Origin of the sequence: Algibacillus agarilyticus, from assembly GCF_003286125.1 — a bacterium.
In the GTDB taxonomy this organism is placed as follows: domain Bacteria; phylum Pseudomonadota; class Gammaproteobacteria; order Enterobacterales; family Alteromonadaceae; genus Algibacillus; species Algibacillus agarilyticus.
In genome coordinates this window covers 30,159-44,159 of the sequence record NZ_QMED01000001.1, presented here as the reverse complement: position 1 = coordinate 44,159, position 14,001 = coordinate 30,159, and the positions used below count along the sequence as shown (strand labels likewise).

8 protein-coding genes and 4 tRNA genes are annotated in these 14,001 nt (G+C 39.9%); 8 read left to right on the top strand and 4 right to left on the bottom strand.

The window, feature by feature from the left end; genetic code table 11:
* Positions 1-122: 122 nt before the first annotated feature.
* Positions 123-890 carry a hydroxyacylglutathione hydrolase gene (gene gloB, locus DPX34_RS00135; RefSeq protein WP_111976387.1) on the bottom strand — a complete coding sequence of 256 codons (768 nt, stop codon included), beginning with the start codon at positions 888-890 and terminating at the stop codon, positions 123-125.
* Between the two features lie 79 nt (positions 891-969).
* Between gloB and DPX34_RS00130 the strand changes: the two genes are divergently transcribed.
* Positions 970-1,710, top strand: a complete 741-nt coding sequence (locus DPX34_RS00130; RefSeq protein ID WP_111976386.1) for a class I SAM-dependent methyltransferase — start codon at positions 970-972, stop codon at positions 1,708-1,710.
* A 21-nt stretch (positions 1,711-1,731) separates the two neighbouring features.
* Here the strand turns inward: DPX34_RS00130 and rnhA are convergent, their stop codons facing one another.
* Positions 1,732-2,199, bottom strand: coding sequence for a ribonuclease HI (gene rnhA, locus DPX34_RS00125; protein ID WP_438938505.1), 468 nt, complete (start codon positions 2,197-2,199; stop codon positions 1,732-1,734).
* A 235-nt stretch (positions 2,200-2,434) separates the two neighbouring features.
* On the opposite strand from rnhA, the gene dnaQ reads away from it, so the two are divergent.
* The 7 genes from dnaQ to DPX34_RS21655 all read left to right on the top strand — a co-directional run bounded on the left by dnaQ (position 2,435) and on the right by DPX34_RS21655 (position 6,797).
* Positions 2,435-3,151 (top strand): DNA polymerase III subunit epsilon, encoded by a 717-nt coding sequence (gene dnaQ, locus DPX34_RS00120; protein WP_111976385.1) that lies wholly within the window; start codon positions 2,435-2,437, stop codon positions 3,149-3,151.
* A 31-nt stretch (positions 3,152-3,182) separates the two neighbouring features.
* Positions 3,183-4,604: a TIGR03503 family protein gene (locus tag DPX34_RS00115; RefSeq protein ID WP_111976384.1), complete on the top strand. Its 1,422-nt coding sequence runs from the start codon at positions 3,183-3,185 to the stop codon at positions 4,602-4,604.
* A gap of 115 nt (positions 4,605-4,719) precedes the next feature.
* Positions 4,720-4,796, top strand: a tRNA-Asp gene (locus DPX34_RS00110).
* A 33-nt stretch (positions 4,797-4,829) separates the two neighbouring features.
* Positions 4,830-4,906: transfer RNA gene (locus DPX34_RS00105), tRNA-Asp, on the top strand.
* Between the two features lie 46 nt (positions 4,907-4,952).
* Positions 4,953-5,029: transfer RNA gene (locus DPX34_RS00100), tRNA-Asp, on the top strand.
* A gap of 49 nt (positions 5,030-5,078) precedes the next feature.
* A tRNA-Asp gene (locus DPX34_RS00095) sits at positions 5,079-5,155 on the top strand.
* Between the two features lie 811 nt (positions 5,156-5,966).
* The gene (locus DPX34_RS21655) at positions 5,967-6,797 is read left to right on the top strand and encodes a hypothetical protein (protein WP_157964572.1); all 831 of its coding nucleotides are present in this window, start codon (positions 5,967-5,969) and stop codon (positions 6,795-6,797) included.
* A 163-nt stretch (positions 6,798-6,960) separates the two neighbouring features.
* Here DPX34_RS21655 and DPX34_RS00080 read toward each other — a convergent pair whose 3' ends face one another.
* Positions 6,961-10,350 (bottom strand): tetratricopeptide repeat protein, encoded by a 3,390-nt coding sequence (locus DPX34_RS00080; RefSeq protein ID WP_111976381.1) that lies wholly within the window; start codon positions 10,348-10,350, stop codon positions 6,961-6,963.
* Complete coding sequence (locus DPX34_RS00075; protein WP_111976380.1) at positions 10,340-13,843, bottom strand: tetratricopeptide repeat protein; 3,504 nt, start codon at positions 13,841-13,843, stop codon at positions 10,340-10,342. Before DPX34_RS00075 ends, DPX34_RS00080 begins: the two co-directional genes overlap by 11 nt.
* Positions 13,844-14,001 lie beyond the last annotated feature (158 nt).

Sequence of the window (14,001 nt, the reverse complement as noted above, 5' to 3'; positions counted from 1 at the left end):
TAATATGGCATATTGTTATAACTACGTTAATTTAGGCATGTTAACTGAATGAAAGGCTTAATATACTCAAGTGACTTCAAGATGCAGAACGAGCATATTGAAGTGACTTGAGCGCATAGCACTTAAAAATTATCTTTCAGTTGACGCAATAAACCAAACGTTTGAGCAACGGTTGTTGCGGGTTTTTGAGTGAGTTGGGTTAATCTTTCTTGCATACTCTTTAATTCAGTGCGTAAAAACGGGTTTATTTTTTGCTCGGTAGCAAGTAAAGCGGGCAGGCTGGGTAAATGGTTTGCTCTCAGTTTTTCTACTTTATCGATATGGTCTTTGATATCGGTATTACCCGGTTCAATATGTTGTGCAAAGGCTAAATTAGCGAGGGTGTATTCGTGAGCACAATAAACAAGCGTGTTATTCGGTAAGGCTAAAAGCTTACTAAGGGAATGGCTAAACACTTCAGGAGTCCCTTCAAACATGCGACCGCAACCGGCTGAGAATAAAGTATCGCCACAAAATAAATGGGGTTCACTAAAATAACTTACATGCTCAAGGGTATGCCCGGGTACGCCAATAACCTTAAATGAAAGATTAAGTTCGGTGATCTTAATTTGATCACCTTCGGTTACCGGATGGGTTACTTCAATTATTTTTGATGTATCGGGCCCATATATACGCACATCAGGAAATGCCGCTTTTAACTCGGTTAAGCCATCAATATGATCATAATGATGGTGAGTAACAAGTATCGCACAAATTTTTTCGTTGGGTTTAAGCGCGGCTAACACGCTTTTAGCGCAACCTGGATCAACAATAATGATATTATCGTTATTTGCTGAGCTCATTTTCCATACGTAATTATCGTTAAATATGGGTATTGGGGTGACTGACATCGACGTTATGCTATATTAAGTTTTTAACGTAGTTAACTTACCTTAAGCTCAGGCTTTTTAAAAGTTTTTAGCGAGATAAATGAAAAGAGCATTACAGTTTAAATTTTGTAGCCAACCTAATTCCTGGCATGCATTACCGCAAGGTGAGTTCTTGCGCAAACAAACACAACGACATTTAAATGCTTGGTTACCTCGCGTTTTTGGCTATCATTTTGTTAAGCTAGGTAATTTAAGCAGTGAAATTGATTGTAGTGCAAGCCCTATCAAGCATCAGGTTAATGTGGCTGAGATGGGTAACAATTTAGGTGTTAGAGCCGATCAGCATCATTTGCCTTTTCGTGAAAATTCAATTGATGCGGTTTTATTAGCGCATAATTTAGACTTTTCTTACGACCCACATCAATTATTGCGCGAAGCTCACCGTATATTAATTCCTGATGGATACTTGCTGATCACCGGGTTTAACCCGATTAGTTTATGCGGGTTAGGGCGATTTTTACCCAACAAAAAGCGAGGTTACCCTTGGAATGGGCGATTTTTCACGCCTCATCGAGTCACCGATTGGCTTGAATTATTAGGTTGTCAGGTCGTTTATGAAGAGCGTTTTGTACAACGTTCGCTATTAACAAATAAAGTGGTATTGCGTAATAAAAGGCTAACTACCTTAGTACATAAACATCTACAGCCTTTTGGCACCATATATATGCTAATCGCTCGAAAAAGAGAATTACCGTTAACACCCATTAAACCGAGCTGGAAGTTAAATGCGAAATTACAAACCGCAAAAGTGGGTACGGTAAGAATTCGGCAGCGATCTTAATTAATATCAGGCTGTAAGTCGTTAAACGTTAGGCTGATAACCTTTATCTTCAAATAAGTTTTTTGCCTCAGCTGCGTTGCGAGCAAGGTCGTCACAGCGTTCGTTTTCAGCATGGCCTGTGTGGCCTTTAACCCATTTCCAGTCGACACTGTGTTGATTTACTGCTTTATCGAGCCTTTGCCATAAGTCGATATTTTTAACCGGTTGTTTGTCTGCAGTTTTCCATCCTCGTTTTTTCCAACCATGGATCCATTGTGTGATCCCCTTTTTTACATATTGGCTATCGGTGGTTAATATTACTTCGCAGGGCTCTTTTAATACTTCTAACCCTGCAATAGCGGCTAATAATTCCATTCTATTATTCGTTGTTAATCTAAAGCCTTGGCTTAATTCTTTTTCTTTGATGCCATAACGTAATACGGCCCCAAAACCACCGGGCCCCGGGTTACCAAGGCATGAACCATCAGTAAATAAATCGACTTTTTTCATTATTTCAATTACAAATTTAAACTGTGGCGCAGTATAAGGTATATTGAACACTTATTCTTAAGTATACCGACTAATTTATGCCCAAGTGACTTATACCCAAGTGACTTATACCCAAGTGATTTGGGTATAAGCAGTGCTTGTTAAATGATGAGCGTGTTAAAGTTTGTTCGTCATTTTTGACGTGAGAGACCCAACGCATTTCGCATTAAATGTTTAGATTTAGAGATACCGATCCATGAGTCGACAAATAGTATTAGATACCGAGACAACCGGTATGAACCAAAATGGCGTTATTTACGAAGGCCACCGTATTATTGAAATCGGTTGCGTAGAAGTGATTGACCGTAAATTAACAGGTAACAATTATCATATATATATAAAACCCGATCGTTTAGTAGACCCCGAAGCGATTGAAGTTCACGGTATTACCGATGAAATGTTAGCGGATAAACCCAGTTTTAATGTGATCGCGCATGAATTTATTGAATATATCCGAGGGGCTGATCTCGTCATTCACAACGCATCGTTCGATGTTAGTTTTATGGATCATGAATTTAGATCGAACGGAATCGATATAAAAACTGCAGATATCTGCGGTATAACCGATACTTTAGCTATGGCTAAAAAGTTATTTCCCGGAAAACGAAATAACTTAGATGTACTTTGTTCGCGTTACGGAATCGATAATTCACATCGTACACTACACGGCGCATTACTCGATGCCGAAATTTTAGCTGACGTATACTTATTAATGACGGGTGGGCAAACTGCACTTAATTTGGCTTCAGATGGTGGCGGTGAGAACACCGTAGCGGATGAAATTAGGCGCATTAATACTGAGCGGCCAGCATTAAAAGTACTGGCGGCCAATAACACTGAATTACAAGCACATGAAGAGCGCTTAGCGATCGTAAAACAAGAAGGGGGCAGTTGTCTTTGGTTAAACGATTAAACTGCGCCAAATTAATAATATAGGACATAACATGAGCCGCCTTGGGGCTATTTTAATTACTTTTATTATCTTTGTCGGTCAAACCTCGGCATTAAACGCTAAGCCAAAACTAGAATGGCCTGGCGAAGATCCAACGGTTCTTGATGCCATTAAATTACTCGATGTTGAAGGGCAATTTAATGGTATTAAATTGCTTGAAAATCGGTTTAGAATTGATTATGCCGTTGAAGAAGCGACCTTTATTTTTTTCCGTAAATACGGCTCTGTCCCCGTTATATTGATCCGACCCGATGGCAGCAAACTCTATGCTGCTACCATGCCTGATTCCGAAGGCCACTGGTATGATTCTGATACATTCGATATGGTGCATTTAACCAACCCAATGATCGGGCCTTGGCAAGTTGTAGGCAAAATGCAACCAAACAACAAAGTGATGGTGTTATCAGATATTGAATTACACGCCGATCCTTTACCGGCATTAATCTTTCAAGGTGAAACGCTCAAACTCAATGCCAACTTAACCAGTAATGGTAAGCCAATCGATTATAAAAGCTTTAGTGATGTCGTCGCCTTAGACGTTACGTTTGCTAGTACAAATAACAGTGAATATGAAAATTTTGGTGCTGATACAAAAGTAGTCGGCACATTTTATGACGATGGCAAAGGTTTTGATGAATACCCTAAAGATGGAGTCTTTACAGGGGAATATAGCTTTGCTTTACCCTGGGGTGAATGGATCCCCACTATGTATCTTGACTTAGCGCTGTTTAATCGAGAAGTGACACTCGACCCTATTATGTTAGAGCCAATACCTTTTGAGATCAGCGTAAATCAAACGGTTGTTAATGGCGACTTTCATCATTTAAAAATTAGCCCTAAAACCGATAAAATTAAATTTGAGACATTTGTTTTTAACGGTAAAGCGTATTTCCCAAATGGTGAAATCGAATTATTTTCACTTGGTGATGAAACGATAGAGCCTCGGGTTAAACCCTTAATGAATTATGAAGATGGTGAATACAAAGTTGAAATAAGTGGTTTTGGTAAAGATATAAATGATCGAGACGTGATCATCAAAGCACCTACCTTTATTTTTATGGCTGATCCACCCCCAATACCAGAACCCACAGCAGAAGAGCTTGCACAATTAGAAGCAGAACGACTAGCAAAACAAGACGCTTTGGCAGCCATTGAAGCACAAAAAGCATTAGATGCACAAAAAGCCAAAGAAGAAAAAGCGTTAATCATATTAATTAGCGTAAATATTGCTGCTTTGTTGCTTTCAATCTTAGTTATTTGGTTTTTTCGCTCAGGTAAAAAGATTAAATTTAAAATTCCAAAATTTAAATTACCGAAGAAAAAGCCTAAAGACGAGCTAACATTGGATGGTGGGGCTGAAAAATCAACAGAATCTGACGATATAATAGACCTATCTTTACCAGATGAAAGATAATTAAAAAAAATGTAAAAAAGCGGTTGACTCATCGGCCATCTGACCTTAATATTCAGCCCGCTTCTGACAGACCCCGTCAGTAGCACGAGTCTTAGGGCTCACCATTAAGCATAATGGAGTGGTAGTTCAGTTGGTTAGAATACCGGCCTGTCACGCCGGGGGTCGCGGGTTCGAGTCCCGTCCACTCCGCCAATGCTTAATAACAATTTACATTTCGATATATGCGGAGTGGTAGTTCAGTTGGTTAGAATACCGGCCTGTCACGCCGGGGGTCGCGGGTTCGAGTCCCGTCCACTCCGCCAACATCGAAATAGTAAATTAGAACTTTTATGCTTTATGCAACCACGCGGAGTGGTAGTTCAGTTGGTTAGAATACCGGCCTGTCACGCCGGGGGTCGCGGGTTCGAGTCCCGTCCACTCCGCCATTTCATTAAACGCACGTTTATTGATTTTTCCCTGCATAAGCAACCACGCGGAGTGGTAGTTCAGTTGGTTAGAATACCGGCCTGTCACGCCGGGGGTCGCGGGTTCGAGTCCCGTCCACTCCGCCATTTCTTCTTGTTACCTATCAAATACTTACCTTAAAGCTTGAAAAATATTAACTCACTGTTTTAGCTATTTGTGACCCAATTGTGACCAAATCACGCCGGTATACCCTTATGGCTAAAGGTTAAATTGTCTTCTTACCCTCATCTAATATCCCGCAACTGGCTCATTCAAAAACAATACAAATACGTTTATTTATCGCTTTAAAAAACACCTTGTCTTATAAAAACATGATTGGTGACCAAAATGGTGAGCAAATTATCATTAACACTATGATTTAGCCGACATTCTGCAGGATTTTTAGGGATGAATTTTTTGATAGATGCTGCCGATGCAATGAATGATAATGCTATTTATTTCTTCGATATTGACGCCCCATTCTTGATCATCATTAATGGTTAATACGTGAATATCTTGAAAACAAAAGAATACCTAACGTGCAGTTGGGTTTTGGTATCGTTATTATTTAAGGTTAACGCGATAATGCAGGTTCAATTTTACGACCTCTTGTCGGCCTAAGTAGTTATACGACGTTATTTGGTGATCAGTTGTATCAGGGTTGTTGTTGCTTCTAACTTTTTAGTAGCAGTTAATAAAAATGAGTTACAAATTTACTGAAAAAGCTAAGCCACAAATAGTTAAAAAAGCATTTAATCAGCATGGGCATGTTAATTTGAAAGAGATGGCTTAGTTTGCCTTCTTCAATGTTAAAGGCTTGGCTTCTTGTTATATTTATCTTGTTTACTGAGGAACCTGACGAGTTTATGTGAGTCTGATAGTTTTTGATTTTTAATAGATGAGTTTTGGCAGATAGGGATGTTTAGTTTACCGATACGGTATCAGGTCGCGGTTGTTACTTTGTTTAGTTTATTTATTGTGCTGATGGAAATAGATAAACCTGAAAAAATACTCTATTCTGCTTCGTCAAAGCATACATCGGTATGGTCATCTAATTCGGTGGCAGGCCCAATTCGAGCGCCTATTCGTGTTTCGATATTACCGCGAGTTATCGCTTCAAAGCCATCGGTTAAGGTGGTAGCAAAACCAAAGATACAATCTAAGTCAAAACCCAAGTTAAAAAGAGATAAACCAAAACTAGACAAACCAAAACCAGAAAAACCAGCATTAAAAGCAAAGATGAAATCATGGGTTGATTCAACTCCCGTCAACCCTGCCAAAAGTACAACCGCGACTGTTAGCTCTCAGCTTTCTGTGAGTGATCTTTCTGTCAAGCCAGCTACCGTCTCAAAACCAAAATCACTACCTAAATCATCTTCTCAATCAAAACCTAAATCAACTCTGTATTGGCAGCAACGGATCACTAAGCAATTGCAAAAAGATGAAGATAAATGGCTAGGCACAATAAAGCGGCCTACCCGTATTGGTGAACAACGTGGACTATCTGTTATGTTGCCTAAGCGAAGGGCGATAAAAGCTAATCAGCCTACGCAATTACAATCAAATGAATATATGAAAATAACCGATCAAAATGCGTTAGTTGAAGTTGATGGGTTGTGTTACGACGTTCAAACCATGACATTACCTAATGGTGAAAAAATTGATCAGTGGAGTGGGGCGTCACCCTGTGGTGAAGATAGAATAGAAGCGCAGCTAAAGCGCTCGCTAAATAAATACCTATTGGATTAGGTAACGTTCGAATGTTATTTAAATTTTTGAAGTCAAAGTTAAATAAATAGGTTTGGCTCATTTGTCCGACCCTGTCAGCGGTTTTTCGGCTGGTAAGCTAAAATAACCGAGCAGGGTCAAGGTTAAAGTGACCCATTTTTTGTCGTGTAAGCTTTTTAAATGATTAATTCTGGACTGCGAGTTTGGTCGTTTTAAGTTGTTGAGCGACTTGTTTTATCACGGCTTCCCAATCGCCTATTTGAGGCTGCCTAAATAACGTGATGCTATTGTACCAGTTGCTTTTTTCTCCGGTGATTAGCCATCTTGGGTTGGGTAGGTATGACACTAATAACCAACAAGGTACACCGAGTGCGCCCGCAAGGTGGGCAACGGCTGAGTCAATCGAAATGACTAAATCCAGTTGATTGATTAAACTGGCTGTATCATTCATGTTTTGAATACCCGCAGAGAAATCAGCTATTTTACCCATGGCGTGGTTTGTTTTTTGTTGTGTTAAGTCGTGATTATCTATTTGTAAACTGCAAAATGCACAGGCTTCTAAATCGAGTATGGGTAAGAAATTTTCAAGAGAAATACTTCTTTCATCGTCGCGTTCATGCTGTTTACTGCCTTGCCAGACTAAGCCTATTTTTAGTTTATTTTGGTTGGTTGTTACCCATTGCGAAATTTGACGCTTGTGTGTCGGTTTGCTGGTTAAATACGCTTGACCAAAGTTGGAATAGTGCCAATTATTTTGCAACTTATAAGGCAAGCTATACAGCGATATACAAAAATCAGCATCGGCAGGGATCGTCTCTCCGGTCACAAAATTAACCTGTTGTTGGTGTGCTGGGCTTAAACTGTTTTTGATCAATGTTGGCAAAGAGGCATGAATGTGTAAATTGATCTTGTCAAAATAGGTTAGCAATAAAGGTAAATAGCGCAGGCACATAATTTGGTCACCTATGCCTTGTTCACCATAAACGAATAAACATTTTTTGTGCTCGGCTGTTTGTACTTTATTACCTCGCCATTCAGGCAATATGGCGTTGTTTTTTATTTGGGCTGTTTTTTTATCAATCGGGCGCTGTTCAAACCAACGCCAAGCCGTGGTGAAATTTTGTTGAAATAAATGCAACTGCGAAAGCGCAAATTGGTAACCTTGAAATTGTGGATCTTGAATTAAGCCTTTTTGCAGCACTATTTCGGCTTGGTCTAACTCATGATTACACATATGCACATAGGCTTTTTGTAGTATGAGCTGATGATGGTAACCCACACTTTTTTCGGCGATCGCGATAAGTTCAAGTGCAAAACCTGTGCGTCCTAATTTGGTTGCACATTTTGTTAAGTTGAGTAACCAGTCTATGTTAGTGGGCATTAACGCAAAAGCTTGGGCTAACCAATCAAACGATTGTTTATAATCGTGTGTTTGTGTGGCGACAACACCTTGGTAATACACATTATGAGCTTTAGGTATGGTGGCTTGCGTAATTTGAAGTGCGAGTTCAAGCGCGGCTTCATGTTGATTTGTACCGACTAATGCTTGTACTTTTTGATAGTACATTTCAGTTGTTAAGTCAGCTTGACTCATTTCGTGGTTGTGTATTTGTGTTAATGCATAACGATGATGTTGTTGCGATAGTAACAAGCTAAGGTGGTGTTCTGTTGTTGATTGTATATTGAAGCGACTGATTAAATCATCATGGAGTTGTTTGATTACTGGCTGCCAATGTTGGTTTTGTGTTTGTCGATACAAAGTCACACTCGGATACCAAATGCTATCGTTACGATCGAGTAACCAACGCCAATCGGGCACATAACTTATCATCATCCATACGGGTTTTCCCATGGCTGCGGCTAAATGCGCGACGCCTGTATCGACTGAGATCACCAGATCAAGATGCTGAATAATAGCGGCCGTGTCGGTGAAGTCATTTATTTCAGCCGATAAATCTATAATGAACTCATCAAATGGGGCAGGGATCGCATTGTCGATTTGTAAAGAATAAAATTGCACGCCATTAAGCGCCAACAACGGGGCGATATTTTCAAATGAAATGCTGCGAATAAGATCACGTTTATTATCGGGGTTGCCCGACCATGCAATGCCTATTTTAATTTTATCCGTTTGGTTAAATCGTTTTTGCCATTGGTTTATTTTTGCTTGTGGGGCATCGAGATAAGTCGAGCATGAACGCGCTATTTTATGTTGATCGAGCGACAATATTTGGCCTAGTTCCATTAAACTTACCAAATAATCTCCAGTGTTTACATTGCTGGTTATGATGTCGATATTAGGAACATCACGAACAAAATGTTCAATCAAATTGGCTATCAGTGGGTTTACTTGAAAAATAACCCGTTTTGCTTGTTGGCAAAGCTGCGGAATAAAACGCATAAATTGAATGGTGTCGCCATGACCTTGCTCATACACTATCGCTAATGTTTTTTCGCTGAGTGATTCGCCTTGCCAAACCGGAATATTGTGTTTTAGTGCTCGGTTGTATTGCGATATATTGGGTAAACGTAAACGATATGCTTGCCAACCTTTTAAGAAGTCACCTTGCGTTAGATGGATTAAACTGATTGAGAACGCGGCTGAGTTTTCATCTGGTTTTTTGGCGAGTGCAGTTTGATAAGCGTTGAGTGCTTTATCGTATTGACCAGTTTCTAATAAAGAAAATCCCAAACTGGTTAACGCTTTTATCGGTAACGCAAAACCTAAATACTGCATTCGATCTAAGCAATATTGGCCGGCTTTAAATTCAAATTGGCTGTTAAATGCAACTGCTGCATTAAGTAATAAATCATACTGCGTGTTATCGATTTCGAGCGCTTGACGATAAAAAGCCAGTGATTGTTTAACCCGGTTGGTTTTATGTAAACACATGGCTTTGGTTAGCCAAATTTGCCACCAAAAAGGTTGTACTTCGCTTACTTTATTGAGGTAAACGATTAACTCATCAGCTGTTTCAGTCGTTAATTCTTGATTGAGCTGTTCTATGGCGGCTTCTAACAATTGATCTAATTTTCGGTTTTGCCAAAGTTGTTCAAGCTGTTGATTATTGCTAAGTGGCTTTTGCTGGGTTGGTGGCGGCTCTATTGATGATACAACGCCGGATAGTTCTATTTTTAATTGATTGAGCGTGGTGTCATTTGGGGTATGTTTTAACCCATCTCGCAAAACCACGAGTGCTTGTTGAATATGATCACATTCTTTAAGCAAGGCGATAAGTTTTATGCGTGTGTCGATGGATTCGGGTTGCAGATTAAGCGCAACACAAAACTTATCAACGGCATCTTGAATTTGTCTATTTTGATATAACGCGGTGCCATAGCCCGATAATAAACTGGCATCGTTAGGGTCTAATTGATAAGCCTGCTCAAAAGCGTTAACAGCTTGTTGATACTCTTTTAAACCAAAATAGCAGGTTGCAACCGCTTTAAAATATTGTGGATTTTGTTTATATATTGCCGCTAAAGGCGAAAAAGTAGTCAGCGCTTGGGTGAAGCGACCTTGCATTAAATGCGATTCGGCTTGGGCAAATTGCTGCTCGGTATTAATGCTCATATCGGCTTTCCTGTTTGCTGTGCTTTTTATTCATACTTTTAGGGTTATGTTTACGGTTTTGGTCACCGTTTTGGGCCTTATGTTGGCTGTGCTTTAATGCCAATTCAACTAACGCATCTTTTACTGCTTGTATGGCATGCGACCATTGGTAGATGTGCGATTGTCGGAATAAACGCATATTAGGATACCAATGACTTTTAGTTGTATTGAGTAACCATCGCCAATCTGGGTCGGCAGAAATGAGTACCCAGCAAGGTATATTAAGTGCGCCGGCCAAATGCGCTACCGAGGTATCAACAGTGATGACTAAATCAAGTTCATGCATTATGTTTGCGGTGTCTGAAAAGTCGTTTATTTGATCGTCTAACCGTGTTATCGGTAATGTTGTTTCGGCTAATTCTGCCGTTGCGGCTCCCATTTGTATCGAGTACCAATTAATGTTGGGCGTTTCAAACAAAGGGCTTAATTGGGGTAAAGGAATGCTGCGATATTGATCTTTTAAATGTTCTGGGTTGCCAGCCCAGACTAAACCGACTTTTACGTTTGTCTCTGTGTTATTTGTGGTATTTGTGTTTTTGCTGTTCGTTTTATGTTTGATAAGCGGTTTGTTTGTTAATGCCGCGTTAGTCGAGCTTGGTAACGATGAAGATTGTAAATAAGGGACTTGTTCGGCTAGTGGGTTTGATTCCATGCCTAAGACGATAGGTAGCGCCATCAAAGGGCAATGAGCATCAGTAGCCCCTTGAAATGTCATGCCTTGCACTAAGTTTACGTTAGTAGGTAATAAGCTCGTATTGGGGTTTAATAAACAGTGTAACTTGTCTTTAATTAATAAATGTATTGTTTGTGCTTTTTGCGCCGCAGGCCAAACGTAGCGTAAAAATTGTAAGGTATCGCCCAAGCCTTGTTCGTCATAAATCAGTAAGGTGTCAACGTTTTCACCTTGCCATACCGGGCAGGTATTATAAATGTGGTCTTTGCTGTATTGGTCTGTCTTCCAGCGCTCATTGTAATGGCGCCAACCCGCTTTAAAGTGACCCAGTAATAGCTGTTGCATGCCTAACCTGATCAGCGTTTGTATATGATCTGGGGCTACTTTTTGTGCTTGCAGCCACACATCAAGGGCTTTTTGATGTTGTCCTATTTGTTTGTAACTGCTGCCTAATTCACTTAACGCATCAATATTATTGGGCTGTTGTTCTAATACTTTGTGATACAAAGCGATCGCTTCGTATTGGCGGTGAGATCGGTGAAAGCATTGTGCGGTTAATATATACAAATTAAGGTTATGTGTTTGCAACGGCAGTGCGGTCAAAAAGTGTGTTAAGGCTTGCTCGAATTTTTGTTGTTTTTGATACAGCTGGCCAATGCGAATATGGGCATCTAGGTCAAAGGGTTGCCAATAAAGTAAGGTTTCGAGCTGCTGAATAGCAAATGATGTTTGCTCTTGTTTATCTGCAACCATAGCTAAAGCCCTAAGTGCTTCGGTATCTTCTGGGTTGTGTTTTAAGCGCGCTAATGTGGCTTTTCTAACAAGGTTATATTCTTTTTGCTCAACACCTTTAAATAATTGCTCATTTTCGAGCCAATTGTCACCATGTAACCATAAACCAAATTCATGATGTAATTGGGCTAATGCGGCGCTCCAATCGTGTAAATTTTGTTCTCTGAATAACCTGATGCTTGGATACCAAATTGAGCTTCGACCTTGCATTAACCAGCGCCAATCAGGAACAAAATTAATCAGTACCCAAGTTGGGATATTAAGTGCGCCTGCCATATGCGCCACTGACGTATCGATAGTGATCACTAAATCTAATTGGCTTATTAGGGCGGCGGTATCTGAAAAATCATTAATGTCTTCACTGAAGTCGAGCACATTGTTATTGGTGGCTTCATCGAGTTGCTTGAGTGGCTCACCCATTTGCAAGCTAATAAATTGCACGTTGTCTTCATTAAACAAGGCAGAAAAATGCGTTAATGATAGGCTTCTTTCTTTATCGCGGGCATGGCCGGGGTTTCCGGCCCAAACCAAACCTACTTTTTTAATTTTGATCGTACTTAATTTTTGTTGCCAAAATTTAACTTTTTCAGCGATTGGTGCCAAGTAAGGCATGGTTGTTGGAATATTGGCGATATTGGCTTTAAATAACCCAGGCAAGTCCATTAAAGTACAGAAATAATCACTGGGCTCTGTTACTTCATTTGTTGAAATTACCGTTAAATTGTCACCCGCGCCGACGAGGTTTTTTAATTGATTAACTAAGGGCGCTTGTACTTTTAAAGTGATTTTTGCCGCGCTTCTCGTGAGAAGAGGAATGTATCGTGCAAAGTTGATTGTGTCGCCTAAGCCTTGCTCGTGGATCACAATGAGGTGCTTATTGGTCAGTGATTGTCCTGTCCAGTTTGTTGTATTAGCCGGTTTATGCGCTAATTTAAGGGCATTAATTCTATGTTGATATTCTGCCCAACCCTGATCAAACTGCCCATTAAGTAAGAGTACAATTCCGTATGAAAAACGTACTTTGGGTTCGTGTGCCATTTGCTCGGCAGCGATTTTGTAGTGTTGAATAGCGGTTGTTAAGCGTCCAACACCGGTATAGGCAATGGCTAGGTTTTCATGCAATTTTGCGCTTTGGTTACCGAGTTGTGCTGATTTCTCTAAAGCGCTAATGGCTTCGTCTTGTCGGTTTAATTGGCGAAGCACAATCCCTAAATTTAAATATAATTGATCGTTTTTGGGGTTGGTTACTGTTGCGGTGTAATACCACTGTACACTTTTATCGTATTCTTTATTTAAATGCAGGGCAAAAGCATAACCGTAAGACGATAAGTTAATGTTGGTATAATAAAAAGCAAACTTTGAAAACAACTCAAGTAATATTTGCAATGTTTCTGGTGTGCTCGTGACTGCACTTTGCAAAACTTTAAATGCTAAAATAATACCCGCAGAAGGGTTGCTCTCGCTCCATTCTTCAGCAAGCTTAGTGAGTCTTTGTAGAGGTTGAGGGTCTATGGTTTGCGATAGCGTTAAAGAGTCGATCGCACATTGTATTTCAAACTCAATTTTGCCTATTTGTAATTCATTAGGTAACGCTTTTTTAGCTTGATGTAATATTAATAATGCATCGCTGTATTGTGTTAAGCGGTAATGGCATTGAATTAAATTAAGCCAACAAAATGGGTCGCCTTTTTTATTGTTTATCGCATTGGTTAGCGCTATAACGGCTTTATCGTCTTGTTTTTGTTTGAGCAATATAACGGCTAAATTGCGCCACGCTTCACCGTCTTTAGGCATCAGCGTTACGTATTTGTTTAATTGATTTATCGCGCCTTGTGCATCACCTAAGCCAAACAAGGCAAAACTAATACCTTTTAAAGTTTGTTGTTCGGTTGCCCCTTTATCATGCGCTTGTTTAAAATAGTCTAAAGCGGTTTGGTATTGGTTGTTTTGAATGGCGATTTCGGCTTGCTGGATTGTTTCCAATGGCACTGATATGGCTCCATGCTTTAATTGTTATTATTGTGCGTATACAAATTAGTATATAAGAAAAAAGACAAAATAGTCTAACCCATGTTTAACTCGCTTTTTAAACATGCGCTTTAGCATGACAACGCTTGGCAAGCGGCCTTAACAAATACTACAATGGC

Coding starts and splice junctions, on each gene's coding strand:
- gloB (WP_111976387.1), bottom strand. CDS start 890: ATGTCAGTCACCCCAATACCCATATTTAACGATAATTACGTATGGAAA.
- DPX34_RS00130 (WP_111976386.1), top strand. CDS start 970: ATGAAAAGAGCATTACAGTTTAAATTTTGTAGCCAACCTAATTCCTGG.
- rnhA (WP_438938505.1), bottom strand. CDS start 2,199: ATGAAAAAAGTCGATTTATTTACTGATGGTTCATGCCTTGGTAACCCG.
- dnaQ (WP_111976385.1), top strand. CDS start 2,435: ATGAGTCGACAAATAGTATTAGATACCGAGACAACCGGTATGAACCAA.
- DPX34_RS00115 (WP_111976384.1), top strand. CDS start 3,183: ATGAGCCGCCTTGGGGCTATTTTAATTACTTTTATTATCTTTGTCGGT.
- DPX34_RS21655 (WP_157964572.1), top strand. CDS start 5,967: ATGTTTAGTTTACCGATACGGTATCAGGTCGCGGTTGTTACTTTGTTT.
- DPX34_RS00080 (WP_111976381.1), bottom strand. CDS start 10,350: ATGAGCATTAATACCGAGCAGCAATTTGCCCAAGCCGAATCGCATTTA.